Annotated in this window: 9 protein-coding genes; 2 read left to right on the forward strand and 7 right to left on the reverse strand. The window is 42.0% G+C overall.

Annotated elements, in window-relative coordinates; all coding sequences use genetic code 11:
• Both AWW68_RS18375 and AWW68_RS18380 read left to right on the forward strand, forming a co-directional pair.
• Positions 1 to 10,697: Calx-beta domain-containing protein (locus tag AWW68_RS18375; protein ID WP_068224783.1), on the forward strand; the 10,697-nt coding region annotated here is incomplete at its 5' end.
• An 81-nt stretch (positions 10,698 to 10,778) separates the two neighbouring features.
• Complete coding sequence (locus AWW68_RS18380; protein ID WP_068224785.1) at positions 10,779 to 11,210, forward strand: hypothetical protein; 432 nt, start codon at positions 10,779 to 10,781, stop codon at positions 11,208 to 11,210.
• Between the two features lie 51 nt (positions 11,211 to 11,261).
• Here the strand turns inward: AWW68_RS18380 and AWW68_RS18385 are convergent, their stop codons facing one another.
• The 7 genes from AWW68_RS18385 to AWW68_RS18415 form a co-directional block, all read right to left on the reverse strand.
• Entirely contained in the window at positions 11,262 to 12,491 is a 1,230-nt protein-coding gene (locus AWW68_RS18385) for an MFS transporter (protein ID WP_084375759.1), read from the reverse strand.
• A gap of 58 nt (positions 12,492 to 12,549) precedes the next feature.
• Positions 12,550 to 12,897, reverse strand: coding sequence for a DoxX family protein (locus tag AWW68_RS18390; protein ID WP_068224792.1), 348 nt, complete (start codon positions 12,895 to 12,897; stop codon positions 12,550 to 12,552).
• Positions 12,897 to 13,580, reverse strand: coding sequence for a TlpA family protein disulfide reductase (locus AWW68_RS18395; protein WP_157717722.1), 684 nt, complete (start codon positions 13,578 to 13,580; stop codon positions 12,897 to 12,899). The genes AWW68_RS18390 and AWW68_RS18395 overlap by 1 nt, the downstream gene beginning before the upstream one ends.
• Before the next feature lie 3 nt (positions 13,581 to 13,583).
• Positions 13,584 to 13,922, reverse strand: coding sequence for a DUF4369 domain-containing protein (locus AWW68_RS18400; protein WP_068224798.1), 339 nt, complete (start codon positions 13,920 to 13,922; stop codon positions 13,584 to 13,586).
• A gap of 107 nt (positions 13,923 to 14,029) precedes the next feature.
• Positions 14,030 to 15,916 (reverse strand): M1 family metallopeptidase, encoded by a 1,887-nt coding sequence (locus tag AWW68_RS18405; protein ID WP_068224801.1) that lies wholly within the window; start codon positions 15,914 to 15,916, stop codon positions 14,030 to 14,032.
• A 75-nt stretch (positions 15,917 to 15,991) separates the two neighbouring features.
• Complete coding sequence (locus tag AWW68_RS18410) at positions 15,992 to 18,067, reverse strand: helix-hairpin-helix domain-containing protein (RefSeq protein ID WP_068224804.1); 2,076 nt, start codon at positions 18,065 to 18,067, stop codon at positions 15,992 to 15,994.
• Positions 18,067 to 18,885: a PorV/PorQ family protein gene (locus AWW68_RS18415; RefSeq protein WP_157717723.1), complete on the reverse strand. Its 819-nt coding sequence runs from the start codon at positions 18,883 to 18,885 to the stop codon at positions 18,067 to 18,069. The genes AWW68_RS18410 and AWW68_RS18415 overlap by 1 nt, the downstream gene beginning before the upstream one ends.
• Between the last annotated feature and the right edge of the window lie 22 nt (positions 18,886 to 18,907).

An 18,907-nucleotide genomic window follows, 5' to 3' on the forward strand; every position in this document is an offset into this window, starting at 1 on the left:
TTTCAAGCAATCCTGCAGACGGTGCGACAGACGTAGGGGCTGCCGATAATCTGGTACTCGACTTTAGTGAAAATATCGCAGCGGGTACTGGTAATATTACTATTCGAGATGTTACTGGTTCGACTAACTTTGAAGTCTTTGATATTGCAACAGCAACAGCTACAAGTAACCCAGCCAATGGTGCTCTTGGTATTTCAAATGACAAATTATACATCAATCCAACGAATAGTTTTACTGAAACAAATGCTTATTCTGTTAGAATAGATGCCAGCGCTATAGATGACGCTAGCGGAAATAGTTTTGTTGGGATTACAAATGATACTGATTACAATTTTAGCGTAGCTGATGTTACCGCTCCAACGATACAAAGCAGTAGTCCTGCAGATGGAGCTAGCAACGTTACACTCAGCCAGAATCTCACCATTACATTTGACGATAATATGGCTGTAGGCACTGGTAACATTACAATAGTTGAAACTGGTGTAGGTAATTTTGAGCAGTTGGATGTTACCAATGGTACATTGGTTAGTGTGTCTGGCGCCACGGTTACGTTAAACCCTGCAGGTACTCTAAAAAAAGGAACAAACTATCACATAGAAATTGATGCCGCTGCTCTGGATGATGATGCTGGAAACGATTTTGCAGGTATTTCTAATACTACTACACTTAATTTTAGTACTGTAGATGTAGTAATCAATGAAATAGTTACTGATCCTCAGCAAGATTGGAGTACTTCAGTTTTCGCTTCGGCTCCAGGCGGTGCTCCTGGTTCAGACGATGAGTGGGTAGAGCTTTACATAAAAACTGCGGCTATTGATTTTACTGGCTGGACAATTGAACTTATCGATGGTTCCGATGTCATAGGGGATTTGACTGATAATGGAGCTTTTGATGTTTCCAACTATATCTCATCAGGAGCTGGAACATTTAATAGTTCTGAGGTTGGTGATTATTTAGTGCTAGGAAATCCAGATGGTTCTGGACTACTTAATAACGATGTTCAAATAGTTCTCAAAGATCCAGGGGGGGCTGTTGTAGATCAAGTAAAGTTAGGCGCGGGAGCTGGTGAGGCACCTACTGGTAACGCTTCCAGTGTTTCTGATGAATCTGTTCAAAGAATTCCTAACGGTACAGATACTGATGCTGACGATGCAGACTTTGTACGAGCAGCCGCAAGTATTGGGGCAGTCAATGATGCGTCCGGGCCTCAAATAACAAGCTTAGGCTTAAACAATAGCAATGCCTTTGTAGAGATTTTCGCCAGTGAAGGGCTTTACAGCACGAATGGAGGCAGTGGAGCACTGGAGGTTTCAGATATAGATATATCCATTTCTGGTGGAACTGCTCATACGCCTGTTGTTACGAGTCTAAAACAATTGAATGGAACTTCTGACCTAGTAGGTGGAGAGAGCATGATTAGAGTGAATTTCACGACTACTGGGGTAGCTGACGGAGGAGAAACGATAACTATCAACTTTGCTGATGGAAGTTCAGTATTTGATGCAGCAGGAAATGCCGCAGCAGCAACACAAAGCAATAATACAAGAATACTGAATGATTTGGTGGACCCATACATAACTGGTGTAAGCTTAGCCTCTGACAATTCGTACATAGATGTAACCTTCAATGAAGGAGTTTATGAAGACAACTGCGGAGGCGGTGGTCTAACACCGGCCGATTTTGACCTGAAAATCACAGGAGGTACAGCCACCTTGAATGCCATCTCTAGTGTTAAACAGAACGACAATACTGTAGAGGCTTCTGCTACTGCATTATCAGGTGGTGAAACAACAATCAGAATCTTCTTCTCTTTAACGGGCACACCTGATGGAGGAGAAACCATTGAGGTAGATATTCAAGCAAGTGAGGTTTTTGATATTAATGAACGTACCGCGGTAGCGGATCAAACTACCAACAATACAGCTACTCTGAATGATGAGACTGCACCAACAGTTACAAGTGTGAGTTCAACAACAGCCAATGGTAGCTATAAGGCAAGCGATGTAATTGAAGTAACGGTAACCTTCAGTGAAAACGTTACAGTAACGGGTACTCCTCAGTTGGAACTGGAGACCGGTACCACAGATAGAACAATCAACTATACATCAGGAAGCGGGACTTCTACATTGACCTTCAATTACACAGTTCAGTCAGGCGATGTAAGTGCTGACTTAGACTATACAGGTACTACAGCCTTGAGTTTGAATGGAGGTACTATTAAAGATGGGGCAAACAATGATGCCACGTTAACACTGGCCACACCGGGCGCAGCCAACTCTTTAGGAGCGAATAAAGCCTTGGTAGTAGACACTGAATTGCCAACAGTTACAAGTGTGAGTTCAACAAATTCTGATGGAACCTACAAATTGGGTGATGTCATCGCTATAACGGTTACTTTCGATGAAGCCGTTACGGTAACCGGTACACCACAGCTCACTTTGGAGACAGGCGATACGGATCAAACTATAAACTATACCTCTGGGTCACCAGGAACTACACTTACCTTCAATTACACGGTTCAGTCGGGCGATGAATCTTCTGCATTGGAATATGTAGGTACCAGTTCGTTAACTGCCGGTACAAGCATTCAAGATGCAGCAGGAAATAATGCTGTTCTAACTTTACCAACCATTGGAGGGGGGAATTCCTTGTCGGGCAATGCTGCTCTCGTAGTTGATGGGGTGGTTCCAACCGTTACCAGTGTAAGCTCAAGTACTGCAGATGGTACATACAAGCAAGGAGACGTTATCGCAATCACAGTGACTTTCAGTGAAAAAGTTTTTGTTTTTGTAGCCAATCCTCAACTAGAACTAGAAACGGGTTCGACAGACAGAACGGTTGATTATACAAGTGGAAGTAACTCAAACACGCTGACATTTAATTACACCGTACAAGCCGGTGATGAGAATAACGATCTAGAGTACACCAGTATTAACGCACTGAGTTTAAACGGTGCTACGGTCATCGATGGTGCTCAGAATAATGCTTCTCTAACACTACCAACTATTGGGGGAGGGAGCTCATTATCAGACAATAAAGCCTTAGAAATTGATGGTGTCGCTCCTACAGTTCTTGAGGTAACTAGTAATGCAGATAATGGTACTTACAAAATAGGCGATGAAATAAACGTCTATGTTCAATATTCTGAAGAGGTATTGGTAACAGGAACTCCGCAGTTAACTATGGAGACAGGAACTACAGACAGAACCATCGATTATGTTGATAGAAGCGTATCGACCTTGCGTTTTGTGTATACTGTTCAGGCTGGTGATGAAAGTGCCGACCTTGATGTTACTAGTTCTACAGCGCTATCATTAAACGGAGGGACTATTAAGGACAATGCAGGTAATAATGCTAGCCTTACCGTTCAACAGGGAGGGACTGGTGGCTCGCTTAGTCAGAATAAGGATATCGTTATTGACGGCATTGCAGCTACTGTAAGTAGTGTGTCGAGTACTAAGACTAATGGGTCATATAAAGTAGGTGATGAAATTCCAGTAACCGTCACGTTTAGTGAGTCTGTTACCGTTTCAGGAGTTCCTCAGCTTACCCTAGAAACTGGAGATACAGATAGAGTGGTTGACTACACTACTGGGTCGGGATCAACTACTTTGACTTTTAATTATACAATTCAATCAGGAGATACTAATTCAGACTTAGACTATGTTGCAACCAATGCGCTAGGGTTGAACGGTGGGACTATTAAGGACGCAGCTGGAAACGATGCAGTGCTTACACTACCAACACCTGGGGCAGCGAATTCTTTAGGCAGCAACAAGGCATTAGTAATTGATGGAAATGCACCTACGATTACATCAATTGCCAGGTTTGGCCCAACCACAAGTCCAACAAATAATGATGCGCTAATTTGGGATGTTACCTTCTCTGAAGCAGTAAGTGGTGTTGGTACTGCAGACTTTGCGGTTACTGGCACAACAGGAACGCCAACTTCGGTTATCAATCCAAGTGGTAATATTTATAGAGTGACTGTGTCTGGAGGAGACTTGGCATCACTTAATGGAACTGTGACCTTAAGCTTTTCTGGTAGTCAAGATATCACAGATGTTGCGGGAAATTCGTTAATCAACGTTATCCCAACAGGAACCAATAATAATTCCTTTGTGGTAGACAATACAGCAGCAACAATTACATCAATTACAGCACCTTCCGATGGCTCTTACAACTCAGGAAAAAACCTAACGTTTACTGTTGCCTTTAGTGATGCAGTGAATTATGACGATGGAAGCTCATGCGAACCTCCCTATTTGGTGATCGATGTTGGAGGGACAACCAAAGCAGCTACCTATGCATCAGGAAATGGCACCAATACATGGACGTTTACCTATTCTGTAGGAGTTACTGACAGCGATAGCGATGGTATTGTAATTAGCTCTTTCGATGTAGGAGACGTAGGTGTTGAAGATGAAGCAGGCAATGCTTTGAACACTACTTTACCAACGCTACCAAATACATCAGCTATTCTAGTAGACAATGCAGCCCCAACAATCAGCACATTAAGTCCAGCAGACAATGCCACAGGTGTGAGTTTGAATGGAGACTTTACCCTTACATTTAATGAGGCTGTAGTAGCCAATACAGGTAATGTTACTGTACATAGAGTGAGTGATGATGGTGTAGTAAGAACCTTTGATGTGACCAATAATACTGTTGTATCCATTTCTGGTAACGTAGTTACATTTGATAACACTTCAGACCTTGCACTTATAACAGAGCATTATATTTTGGTTGATAATGGAGCCTTTGAGGATGTTGCCGGTAATGCCTTTGGGGGAATAATGAGCACCTCAGCATGGAGCTTTACTACCACGGATCAAACAGAAATATCAATTAATGATCCTTCTGTTGCAGAAGGAGAGTCTGGTAGCACAAGCCTTACTTTTACGGTTTCTTTATCTCAACCAGCACCAGCGGGAGGAGCAACTGTAGCTTATGCTACCTCTGATGGTACAGCTAGCTCAGCTTCAGACTATACAGCTGCTTCAGGAACAGTAAGCTTTGCAGTGGGAGAGTCTAGCAAGACAATTACCGTTAGTGTAGCTGGAGATGCTATTGTTGAAGATGATGAAACAATAACCGTAACGCTAACTAGTCCTACTGGTACCAATATGGTGATTGGTGACGGTACAGGTACAGGAACTATCACCAATGATGACCAAGCAACTGTAACTATTGCAGACGTTACTGTTGACGAAGAAGATGGAACGGCTACTGTAAGCTTAGTACTAGATAAAGCGGTAGATGGAGGCCTTACTGTAGACTTAAGTACTGCCGATGGAACAGCCACTACTGCAGATAGCGATTACACTGCCTTGGTTTCTAGTCCAGTAACTTTCACTGGTACAGTTGGTGAGTCAAAGAATGTAAACATTACCATTGGCTCAGACTCTAAACTTGAAGCAAACGAAACCTTCACAGTTGCCATGAGTAACCTTACTCCTGCAACGGTGGCTTCTGGAGATATCGATGTTACTGATGGCGCAACCGTAACCATTAATAATGATGATACAGCCACAGTGACCATCGCAGATGAAAGTGGTAATGAAGATGATGGCGCAATAACATTAACAGCTACGTTGGATAACCCTGTGCAAGGAGGGTTTACCGTAGAGGTGATAACGGTAGATGGTACAGCAACTGTCGCAAATAGTGATTACACCGCCTTAGTAGGGCAGTCGCTAACTTTTGCAGGAACAGCAGGGGAGACTGAAACTTTCACAGTTACACCTAGTCTAGACGCCATAGTAGAGGCCAATGAAACATTTAAGGTTTCTATGACCAACTTAAGTGCTACAACTTTGGCTGTAGGGGTAAGTGATGAGGCAACAGTAACAATCACAAATGACGATGCTTCAACTTTTGCCATAGATGATGTGACCAAAAACGAAAATGCAGACGGTGGTGCTACAACTACTTATACATTTACAGCTACGCTTACTGGCAGCATAGATCAAGCTATTTCAGTGGACTATGCGACAAGCGATGGAACAGCAAGTGCAAGCGATTACACCGCAGCAAATGGAACATTGAACTTTACAGGAACAGACGGTGAAACGCAAACCTTTAATGTAACCGTAGCGAACGATGATATAGTGGAACTAGACGAGACGTTCACAGTAACCCTTAGCAATGTTCAAGCAGGAGGAAAGAACGTGACCATTTCGGATGCCACTGGCTTGGGTACTATCACGAATGACGATGCAGCAAGCATATCAATAGATGATGTGTCTAAAGCAGAAAATGCCGATGGCGGAGCGACAACAGACTTTGTATTTACAGTTACCTTGAATAAGGCGGTAGATACAGGTGTTAGCTTAAGCTATGCCACGAATGATGCTACAGCTACTACAGCAGATGGTGATTATACGAGTGCTTCAGGCCAGTTGAACTTTGCTGGAACAGCAGGTGAGATAGAAGAAATCACTGTAACAGTGGCCAACGATGGTCTAGCCGAATTTGATGAGGAATTTGGAATAACTCTTTCTAGCCTTCAAGCAAGCGGTAGAAATGTTGCTATTTCCGATAACGTAGGACTCGGAACAATTGAAAACGATGATGCCGCTGGCTTCACAATTACAGAAACCGCTGGCTCCACCGAAATTACTGAAGCAGGTGGAACTGATAGCTTTGACGTAGTACTCGATGCTGAACCTTTGAGCGATGTAGTGATTTCGATTACTAGTGGAGATACAGGAGAAGGAACAGTGAGTGCTTCTACATTAACCTTTACAACAGCTAACTGGAATACCGCACAGACAGTAACGGTAACTGGAGTAGATGACGATATTATCGATGGTACACAGAGCTTCAATATTACCTTGGCCGTAGAAGATGCTTCAAGTGATGATGTATATGATGCTGTGGCGGATCAAATAGTGAATGTAGATAATTCAGATGATGACGTTGCAGGCTTTACCATTTCGAAAATCACCGCAACAGTTTCAGAGACAGGAACCACCGATCAGTTTACTGTAGTGCTAGATGCAGAACCTGCTAGTGATGTAGTGATCAATGTATCTAGCAACGATACAGGTGAAGCCACAGTCGGGAGTTCTGCCTTGACATTCACTTCAATTAACTGGGATACGCCTCAGACTGTAGTGATTACAGGAACTGATGATGCCATAGAAGATGGACATGTAATGTCTACCATTACTCTATCTATAGATGTAGCGGCCAGTGATAGCGACTTTGGTGGCCTTGCAGATCAAACAGTAACGGTTACGACCAATGACGATGATGACTTAACCGCTCCATCAGGTTATTCGGTAACCTTAGGAGATGCCTTGGTTGGAGATGCAGAAGTGACTACAACAACTTTCACCTTTGCAGGAGCAGAGATCGGTACTACATACAACTATACAGTGAGCTCAGATAATGGCGGAACCAATGTTACAGGATCAGGAACTATTGTTACGGCAACAGATCAAGTCACGTTAGCAGACCTTTCAGGCTTGAATGATGGAACATTGACCTTATCAGTAACATTGACCGATGCCTCGACTAATACAGGTACGGCAGCAACAGACGATACGGTACTAGATACTACTGCACCAGTTGCGCCAATTGTTACTTCAGTAAGTGACGATACAGGTTCAAGTGCCAGTGATGGAATAACAAGTGACAATACACCATCTGTAAACGGAACAGCAGAAGCAAACTCCACTGTAGAAGTGTTTGTAGGAGGAACTAGTGTAGGAACAACCACCGCAGATGGTTCAGGAAACTGGACACTTGATTATACAGGTGCTAACCCACTAACGGATGGAACCATTGCAGTGACGGCTAATGCAACAGATGCCGCTGGCAATACTGGTGTTACTAGCACTGCTGTAAATGTCACCATTGATACTACAGCACCTGCTGCAGCAACCTTCTCAGGTATTACCAACGATACAGGGGCAAGCAGTTCAGATGCTATTATCAATGACATGAGCAGCGTAACCATCAGTGGTATGGCAGAAGCGAATGCTACATTCGACCTAACATTTAATGGTGTTACTTATTCTGGCCTTTCGGTAGATGGTAGCGGCAACTGGTCTTTGGATATTTCAAATGCACTAACCGAAGATGCAACCGAAACCGTGACTGTTACTGTGACGGATGCAGCAGGTAACACCGGTACAGCGGCTACTTATGATATCACACTGGATACCACAGGCCCAGATGCTCCAACAGTAGACCTTGATGCAGGTTCAGACCATGGGGTTAGCGATAGCGATGATCTGACCAACTTCACTACTGGAGATGCAATGACCTTCTCAGGAACTGCAGAGGCTAGCGCTTCAGTAGAAGTAGAGTTGACCTACAACGGAACTACCTTCACTGGTTTGCCAGCCACAACAGATGGCGCAGGTAACTGGTCAATTGATGTGGGTTCAACAGTAGGAGGAGTACTTGTAGATGGAACAGTGAATGACCTGACACTTCGTGCTATAGCAACCGATGTAGCAGGTAATGTAGGTACAGCAGGAGAGTTGACGATTGTGCTAGATCAGCAGATGAAGGCAACCTTATCGCCAGCTGACAATGCTATTGATATTCTACCGAATGCCAACCTTTTAATGGACTTCAATGAAGATGTTTACGTAGGCTCTGGAGATATTACTATAGCGCAGACTAGTGATAACACTGTACTAGAAACTATTGATGTAGCTAGTGACAAAGTGAGTATCGTAGATAATGTTGTTACCATTAATCCAGATAATGCACTATTACCACCAAGTACAGAATTCTATGTGATGGTTGATGCGGGTGCATTTACTGATGATGCTGGAAATAGCTACGCGGGTATTTCTAACAATACAAGTTGGACCTTCACAACCATTAATGCCTCGGTGATTACCGCTGTAGGATTATCTAACGATGGCATCTATGGAATCGGTGATGAGCTAGAAGTAGAGTTGACCTTCAGCCTGCCAGTGACAATTACAGGAGCACCAACTCTGGATATTACTATTGGTACAGAAACGGTTGCTGCAACTTTACAAGCGCCAGTTAGCGCTGGAACATCAGCAACCTTTGTATATACTATACAAGAAGGTGATCTAGATTCAGACGGTATTACACTGTCTAATAGCTTAACCTTAAATGGAGCCATCATTGTAGATGCATTCAATGTGAATGCAGTTCCAACACTCAATAATGTGCCAAGCTCAGCAGGAGTGATTGTAGATGGTGTTAAACCAACACCAACCATTACATCTTCAGCAGGTACATTGACCAATGCAGCCTTTACCGCAACTTTCACTTACGATGAGGCGGTAACTGGATTTGAATTGGGAGATATCACTGTAACCAATGGTACAGCAAGTAACTTTACTAATGTAACAGTAGGTACAGTTTGGAGTGCTACAATTACACCTACAGCCGATGGGGCCACTACTGTTACTCTTGGAGCCAACATTGCAGAAGACGTGGCAGGCAACAGCAGTAAGTCTGGCAATACAGTTAGTACTACTTTTGATGGAACAGCACCTACTGTCACCAGTATTACAAGAGCAGAGGCTGACCAGATACCTACTGGTACAACAAGCAGAGATTACACTGTGGTCTTTAGTGAAGATGTAACAGGAGTAGATGTGTCAGACTTTGAAACGGTGGTTACAGGAACCGCCACTGCCACTGTCAGTACAGTTACTGTAGTAGATGCTAAAACATATACAGTTACTGTGGGAAGTATCTCAGGAGAAGGTACTATTGGATTGAATGCCAAAGCAGGAACTAATATCACGGATGCGGCTACCAATACTCTGGCAGCAGGCTTTACAGGAGAGGTTTACACTACCAACTTTGTAGCTACTGACATTTCACTTTCTACAGCAAGCATTCAAGAAAACAATGCAGTAGGAGCAGAGATTGGAGTATTGAGCACAACAGATGCCGATGCTGGCGATAGCCATACTTACACCTTAGTATCAGGAACAGGAGATGCTGACAATGCAAGCTTTACCATAACTGGTAATAAGTTGCTAGCTGCAGAAGTCTTCGACTTTGAAACTAAGGATAGCTATAGTATCAGAGTAAGAACAGCCGATGAGTTTGGCGGTACTTATGAGAAGGCATTGACCATTGCTATTACCAATGAGGGAGAAGCCATTATCGTTGTAACTGGCGATGGTGTATTTGATCCAACGGTTCTAGGATTATCGACTACTAAGTCTTGGACCATCGAGAATAGAGGAGACGCTGCAACTGAGGTAAGAGTAATTAACTCTACTCAAGGTTTCAGTATTAACCCTGGATCTGTTCAGCTTAACCCTGGTGATACAAAGAATATTACCGCGGTGTTCAGGCCAACAGAAGCAAAAGTGTATAATGGAGTTGTAGTGTTCAATTATGATATCACAGACAACATTCAAGACAATGTATTGGAAATTGGATTGAGTGGAGAAGGTGTGATAGTCACGGGTGTGGATAACGGACAGATTAGCGAAGAGCAGATCAATGTGTTCCCGAACCCTGCGAGCAACTATGTAACTATAGACTTGAGCGAGCTCAACGGCATGCCGTTGAACATCCAGATGATTAATCCAACTGGTGTGAGTAAGCTGGAGAAAGAAGGCTATGACAAGCCAGAGTTGACTATCGATGTAACCAACTTTGAAAGTGGTCTGTACATCATCCAGTTCAGCAATGAGAGATCTCTTGTGAGAAAGAAAGTACTCATTAGAAAATAGTAATTGAAGTAATAAAATATGCCTAACCTACGTCCTCCCAACCTTTGGGAGGGCTGGGAGAGGTCAAAACATACAACCAAGATGAACAATAGAAAAATATACACTTTTGTACTGATAGCTGCGCTAGCCCTGTTCAGTCTTTCTTGCGATCCTGATGATCCTATGGAGCCGAGTTTACAAGAACTCGCTTTTGAGAAATTATCTGGCCAATGGACACTGGGTCAATTCGGAAGCATTAAAGTAGATGGTTCTAACGTAAGTGCGAACTATCCGGGCTTTGCCCTGTCTTTTGCTAATGGTACTTATACCACAACCAACGCTGGCGACTTGTTTAAAGCCAGTGGTACTTGGGAGTGGGCTGGTGAGTCTGCCGAAGTGGTTAACCTAGACGATGGCAAAGTGGTAAATATTAATTCACTGACTACCTCCAAGTTTGTGTTCAGCTTTACTAAGTCCGATGGGCCAGTAAGAGCTGGCTTGGCCGGTAACTATGTGATAACGGTAGAGAAGTAGACCGATAATTAGATTGTGAAGTAAAGGCTCCTTTTGGGAGCCTTTCTTATTTTAATCAATCTCGGCTTCATTTGTAGAACTTCTTTCCTGTACTATTACAGGTTCATTCTGACTCTTCGGAACAAATCGCTTATTTCTAAACAGTACAATAATTGAAATAATAATCAAGGCTATGGAAAGGTAGAGAAAGCCTCCTGAGATTGAAGTAGCATTGATTACTGGCTGAAAAAGCAATGGAGATGCAAATTGCCCCATGAATAAAAAAGTAGTAAGAAAGCCCAAAATCTTTCCCCTGTTCTTTGAGTTAGCCAAGGTGACCAAACATAAGTTTGAGTTAGGCATTAGAAGGCCAGCGCCCAACCCAGATACAAAGAGGCCTGGAATGGTCATGGCATAGCTGCTTGCATTGGAAATCATTAAATATCCAATACCCATCAATAAAAATGTAATGCCATAAATCTGGTAATGCGTAAGTCGAGATTTAATTCTAGGGAATAAAAAAGACATTAAACCGCCAACTAACATTACTACGGAAATGGCTAGCCCAGTAGCAGTATTGCCAACATCAGAAATTTCTTTCATTAAGAAAGGGACTTGAACAGGCATTAGGTAAAAAACGACCATTCCAAAGAAGGAGATTACATAAATAGTCCAAGCGGTTTTAGGAATTTTTAGGTCAGTGTTTGATCGATTTTCATCGTTACTAATATCTAGCTCAGGCTCATTTAAGAACAGTAAAACCATAGGGATAGCCAAGGCAGCCAATAAGTAAATAGCAAACGGATATCGCCATCCAAGGTCAGCTAAGTATCCACCAAAGCTTATAAATACAGTCCCTGATAAAGCCATTATTCCTGCCTGTGTTCCAAGAAAAGACTTTCTTTCTTCACCATCAAAGTAATCACCAATTAGAGCAATGGCAGTTGTCATAATGCCACCAACGGCAATGCCCAAGAAAATTCTACCAACTATAATCTCTCCAAGGGTATTCAAGTATAAACCCGAACTGCCTGCTAAGGCATATAGCCCTAGCATAGAAGCGAGAAGCTTAATTCTTCCAAATCTATCAATAAACCAACCCGAAAATGGCGATGTTAAGGCTATAGCCAAGCCCGGAATGGTGAGCACGAGTTTCACTAAAGTTTCTGCAGAAGGGTTGTCAGGGAAGGCTTTAGTCATCTCTGGTAATGAAGGAGCAATAGTGGCTCCTGCCATTACTGTCATCATACTGCAGAATAATATCGTAACCTTAACTAGGGGCTTGTTCAAATTGCTAGGCATTAAGCAGCAACAACACCTAAAGTTTCGGTTTTGGTTCAACCGAAGGTTCTTTTAGTTCTTAGGTATAGAGCCACGCCCAGTATATGAGCAAAAGTTGAAGAGGTAGACGAATCCACAGTGCTACTCTATACCAGGTCTTTTTGCCTCTATAAGAAGTAAGCATATAAATGTTTGCAGGGAACACTCCAATTAGAGTAGCAATTATACCCCAAGCGCCAATACTTTGTGTTGAAGGGAATAGAACTAAAGCACCGAAAAGAGCTTCGAATAAGCCACTGAGGTAAACCAAAAACTTATGATAGGGGAGATAGGGCGGCATAATTTTCATATACACCTTAGGTTTAATGAAGTGCATTATACCAGCCAAAATGTAGATGGCTCCCATTAAGATTTTACTAATATCCATTACTTAAGAACTTCTTTGAGGCTCGATCGCTTTTTAACTAACTCCGGAATTTCTGCTATATCAGGATTAATTGCTAAGATTTCACCATCGGGGCTGATTAAATAATAGAATGGAAGAAATACCACCCCAAGTTGCTCTAAAAATGGGTTTTCAAACTGCCCTTTAGCGTAAGCTTGTTTCCACGGGTAGTTCTTTTGACTGAGGTGCTTCATTGGAAGTTCTTTGTTCGGATCTATGGATACTGCTATGACTTCCAGCTTTCCATCTAGTTCCTCATATAGAGGCTGTAATTCTCCGAACCCTTTGGTGCATGGACCACACCAAGTAGCCCAAAAATCAATTAGAATGTATTGATCTGAAAAACTGTTTTGTGAGTACGTTTCACCTTCAAAGCTTTCAAAAGTGAAATTGGGGAATTGGTCTCCAGAGTTAATTCTTTCTTGTCTATCTAATGAGACTATAATAGACTTTAGTTCTAATGGGTCTAGTAAAGCAGTATCTATTTGAGATAGCAACTGCCGAGATTGGTCGATGGTCACAAAATCGCTGGTAACTACTTCTGATGTTAGCTCTACTATGAATTGATTGTTTGGATAGAGGTGAGTAATTGAGTCCATGTATAAGAAGAGCTCGTTGCTCCTCAACTTCTCTTCATCTTCCATCACTACTTCCAAATCGCCCAAGATTTATTCCATTAACCTGTTTGCTTCGCTGTTTACCTCTAGTAACCTTATAAAAGGCTCTTTGTATGCTGTTTTGAGGGTTATATCTTCATTGTCTAGAAAAAATGAAGCCGAATAGATTCCGTCTGCTTTGTTTGTTATGGTTGCTCGTCTTACTTGATCAACCGAGCCTGTAAATTCGAATTCACCATTTTCAATTAATGTGCTATCTGAGATGTTTCCATAGCGAAGAAATACATAGCCTTCGTAATTCTCTATGGAGCCTTTTATTTTGAATTCTGGTTTAGATGTACAGGAGTAAATAAGTAGGGAGGCGAGAAGGATTAATACGGGTTTAGCCATAATTGCGTGGTTTGGTATAATTTAAGAATTACGAGAATGCTTTAAAAACAATAGTCCGACCTGTTTGCACAAGTCGGACTATTTATGTTTTTGAACTCGATGTTCGCTTACTTTTTATTGTCTAATGCTTCGGCTGTCCATGCATTATTTTCTCTGTTAACATCTGCCATTCTCTTTGAAGGATCAATTTCTATTGATGCTATTTCAGAAACAGGTTTGTTGATGCTAAACTCATACGTAGGGTGAGTCCAAGGCCAATCAGGGTGAACTACTCTCGGATCGTTAGTTTCAGCAGGTTTTTCACCACGCATCATTCTTAGCGCCATGTAGTGCACTTCTTTAGTACCATCTTTATAGGTAACAACAACGTCCGTTGGCATAGGCATTAGGCCTACTTTTTCTAAGGTAACTTTAGTTGAGTTACCCTCTCCAACAACGTTCTGAATACCATAATCGATTTTCTTGGTAGTGTAAACAAAGTACTCGTTGTACCAGTCTAGCTCTAAGCCAGAAACTCTTTCAAAAACTCTAAGTACATCATTTGGGTTAGGGTGCTTAAACTTCCAAGTATCAAAGTACTCTAAAAGACCTTTGTCTAGAGCTTCTTCTCCAATTACATAGCCCAATTGGCTCATCCATACAGAACCTTTGCTGTAAGAAGCGGCACTGTAGGCTCCGTTTAGGTTGTAGTGGTCTCCGTGTGTGCTTAGTGGCTCTTCTACACCACTCATAGCAATTCTCAAATAACCACCGTTAGCAGCCATGCCTAGGTTTTCGATAGTAGGTTCTTCTTCTTTTCCGTTAGCTCTTATGTGTCGTGAAATTCTGGCAGAAGCGTAAGAAGTAAAGCCTTCGTCCATCCAAGGAGTAAGCGCTTCATTATTACCTAAAACACCATGGTACCAATCGTGCATAGCTTCGTGAATGGTTACACCTAGCAAGCTTCCTCTCATTCCGGTAATCATAGTAGACATTGGGTATTCCATACCACCGTCACCACCTTGAATTACGGAGAACTGCTTGTAAGGATATTGGCCAAAATGCTCATTAGCATACTCAAACGCTTGTTCTGCCAAAGGCATTAGCTCTTTCCAGTTTTTCTCGTTCTGGCCTTTTTGGTGGAAGAAGTGTAACACCATTCCATTATCCATGGTTAGTTTATCATGAACATAATCTGGATCTGCCGCCCAAGCAAAGTCGTGAACATTAGGTGCTTTAAAGTGCCAAGTTAGTTTACCGTCTTTAACTTTTTTCTTCACGGTTTGACCAGCATCTTCATAACCGTGGCCAATTTCTAGTGGATTTTGCAAGTAGCCAGTTCCACCAATTACATAATCTTTGTCTATTGAGATTTTAACATCGTAATCTCCCCAAATCCCATAGAATTCTCGGCCAATGTATTCATCGGCATGCCATCCTTGGTAATCATACTCAGCCAATTTAGGGAACCACTGGGTCATGGTGTAGCGAACACCCTCAGCGTTGTCTCTACCAGATCTTCTGATCTGAACAGGGACTTGTCCCTCAAAAGTCATGTCGAAAGTAACGGTTTGACCTGGTTGGATAGGCTTGGCTAACTCAACCTCTAAAACTGTACCCTCTACTTCATACTTTACATCTTTTCCATCTTGCTTGAGAGAGAATATCTTCTGGTAGCCAATCTCGTCTTCAGAAAGCTTGGAAATTCTATCTCTTACCCTTCTGTCTGGGTCTTCTATGGTTCTAGAACGAACATCCATCATGCTTCCTGGCTGGAAAGCATTAAAGTAAAGATGGTAAAACACCTGATCTAAAACATCTGGAGAGTTGTTAGTATACTTGATCTTCTGGGTTCCTTGGAAGCGATTAGTATTCACATCCATGTCAATTTCCATGAAGTAGTTGGCATGTTGCTGCCATCGTTCACTGTCTTTTCTTGTAGCTTTTCCCTGAGCAAAAACCAGAGAAGTACTCAAAGAAAAGAGCACAACGAATGATAAAAGTCTTGTCCTCATTTCTTAAATTTTTAATAGTTCGGAAATTATCAAAGTTTGTCTACTGCGACAAATCAAATGGTTTAAAAGGCTAGATTATCTGATTTTATATCTAATCTGAAATTTAACATCAGTCCTTTTGTCTCCATCAATGGTTTCAAGACCTGTGCCAACTTCATCTCGGTCGTAAAATGAAGTTCTGGCCACTCTAGCCCAAATGTCTATTTGTCGGTTTAGTTTATACTGAATCAATAAGTAATTTCTAATACCTTCTCCGCTGTAAGCGGGAATTGAAAAGGCGTAAAGTACATCTCGCTCATATGCATATTGTCTGTTGTTGGCTCCTTCAGTATCGAATATGGCAATGCGGCCACTGAAAACAAATTTTCCCGTAGAGTAGACAGCATCTTGAATAAAAGCGTAGCCATCATTGAATTCATCTGTAATTCTGAAATCACTGAATTGAACACGAGACTTTAAGTTGAGTTGAGGCGTAATTCTGTATTCGAGATTGGCTAACACTTGCTGCTTTGTTCCAGCTCGAACAACGGTAGAACCGTCTTCTGGATCTTCTGTGTTTTCTTCTCGAGATTTGTTTCTGTATTGAATATAAATCTTTACCGACCTCTGCGGAAAATAGTTTAAACGCAATAAATAGTCGTTGCCCTCAGAAGGTGTATTTACCCTAAATCTGAGCCAAGGAAATTGGAAGGTATCGTAATAGGCTGTTAAAAAGAATTTACTATTTAAGGTGTATTTGAAGCCCCAGTAAATACCGCTTTCATTAATGTTTCGGCTACCTTCTGCAAATGAAGCGCCTCTCAGAGCATGAAAATCTCGAGCATAACTTCGGAACATCATTGCGAAATCTACCCTTGGAGATAAGGTTGAGGTGAAGCCGAAAACACCACCAGTACCGCCACTTTTAGAAATACCACCTTCTCCAAAAAAACGGAACTGTCTAAGACTAAAGCTGGTATAAATGCTTGCGTTGTGATTAGATTTTCCTGAGAACTCAAACTGATTATAGGCTTGATTGCTTCGTTGGATAGGTAAACTATAACTATTGGAATTCAACACCATGCCGAATTGGGCTATTTCGCTCATCTTAAAATGAAGGTTGGCGCCAAGCACAGTTTCAGCAATCTGCCTTTTGTTGGCTATTTCTGTGGGCGTTCTATGGAAACCGGTGGTTTGTATAGAAGAAAAATAATCTTCGAAAGACTCCTCGTCTTGCCTTATAGAAGCATCTTGTTTTAAGTGAGAAGCAAAGGCTGTGACTTCCATTTTCTCAGAAACATCATAGGTAACGGCAGTTCCCCTTAAAAAGCCTCCTTCAATAACTGAAGTATAGGGCTTGGCTCCAGTGTTTACCCTTTCCAAGGCATTAATAGTTTCCGATCCTTTTCCAACTCCAAACCCAGCTCCAAAAATTAAACCTTGTCCAAACTGAAGTTGATAGTCGCCTAAGATAATTTTCCTGAAGCCTTTATAGTTTTCAACCATACCGTGAATAGACCAAAAGTCCATTCCAAATCTTTTAGTAGCCGGATCCCAAGTGAATTTTTCTCCAGCATCTAGCTCGGTTGTGAATCCAAAACTAAAGTCTCCACTTTTAGCAACTCTGTACCTAAGGTAGTGCTTGGCTGGGCCTCCAGCATAGCGGGTGTCGTCAGGCGATTCTGGTTCAGTATAACCTTCTTTCTCTTCTAGAGTTTGCTCAAAGCGATAAATGAAGTAGTTATTTCTTTCTGTAAGAATTCGCTGTAAAAGTGGCCTGTCGTCTTGGATAAACTCTTTAGAGTCTACCGAAACAAAAGGGGCTAATTTTTCTATTGTGTTGTAGTCGAAACCAGGAACCAACTGAAGCTCATAGACTGTGAGTAGCTTCCCGTTCTCAGTAATGTAATTCTTTAAGGAATCTATCTGTGGGTCAGAAAGAATGTAAAGGCCTTTCAACTGATCTACAGAAGCTGAATTTAGGTTTACCGGGTTTTCATATAGCAGTAGTAAACGCTCGTATAAGTCTTCATAGTTGAGCGATTCATCCTGTAGGTTGAAGAGGTTTTCTATAAAACTTTGAAGGTCGAAGTTTTCATTTTGCTGAGCTTGAACTTGGTTTGTAAATGAAATACAACCAATGGTAAGCAGCGCTATGAAAGTACGTTTCATTAGTCCTTAATCTGGTAGGTCAGACCAAAATTGTGTGTAGCACCAGTACTTCTGTTCGACCTGACAGCGTAGTCTATGGTGAACTTTCTAAACGTAAATCCGGCTCCGAAAGAATGTCGGTTGGTGAGGGTAGAGAAGCCTGTTCTTAGCCAGAGGTTTTCGATTAAGCTATAGGCAATACCTAGTCTCAAATCAGGGTCATCTTCTACATCTTTCTCTCCTTCTAGAAACAAGTTAAGGTTTTCATCAGGATGATAATTGAGAGCCAAGCGAATTATGGTAGGAACTCTTTCCTGACTTTCAGGAGCAATAACCGATTGAGTGAAATTGTATACATGGACTCCAAAGTTTAGCTCAGGAGTAAACTCTGCTAGTGCGCCCATTTCGGCTACAAATATCGATCTCTTTCCGAAGCCGTCTATATTGTATTGAAGAACATTGGCTTTAGCACCTAAAGCCATAATTCCTATTTGTTTAGCAAAGCCCAGGCTGGCCATTTGATTACTGAAAATTTCATCGCCAAAGCGATAAACACCAAAAGCAGCATTTCCCCATGGAGTTTCAGCATTGACACCAGTAACTACGGTATTAAAGGGTGCAAAGTTGAAAATGGTCTGATAAGATATTACTCCGCTTATTCCATTGTTTGCAGTGAGTCCTGCTGGATTATTGAATATAGACCATTCATTGGCTGTAGCAGAAGAAACACCACCCATTCCTATAGAGATTGGACCCTTCGGAGGGACACCAGAAATTTGGCTAAAAGTCTGAGTCCAAATTCCGCAAAAAAGAAGAGCTGTGAGTGTTAGTATGCGCACATTCGAATATAAACAATCTGCC

It is taken from the genome of Roseivirga spongicola (assembly GCF_001592965.1).
Taxonomy (GTDB): Bacteria; Bacteroidota; Bacteroidia; order Cytophagales; family Cyclobacteriaceae; genus Roseivirga; species Roseivirga spongicola.

Excerpts from the sequence above, each read along its gene's own strand:
- AWW68_RS18380 (WP_068224785.1), top strand. The coding sequence starts at position 10,779 with ATGAACAATAGAAAAATATACACTTTTGTACTGATAGCTGCGCTAGCC.
- AWW68_RS18385 (WP_084375759.1), bottom strand. The coding sequence starts at position 12,491 with ATGCCTAGCAATTTGAACAAGCCCCTAGTTAAGGTTACGATATTATTC.
- AWW68_RS18390 (WP_068224792.1), bottom strand. The coding sequence starts at position 12,897 with ATGGATATTAGTAAAATCTTAATGGGAGCCATCTACATTTTGGCTGGT.
- AWW68_RS18400 (WP_068224798.1), bottom strand. The coding sequence starts at position 13,922 with ATGGCTAAACCCGTATTAATCCTTCTCGCCTCCCTACTTATTTACTCC.
- AWW68_RS18405 (WP_068224801.1), bottom strand. The coding sequence starts at position 15,916 with ATGAGGACAAGACTTTTATCATTCGTTGTGCTCTTTTCTTTGAGTACT.
- AWW68_RS18410 (WP_068224804.1), bottom strand. The coding sequence starts at position 18,067 with ATGAAACGTACTTTCATAGCGCTGCTTACCATTGGTTGTATTTCATTT.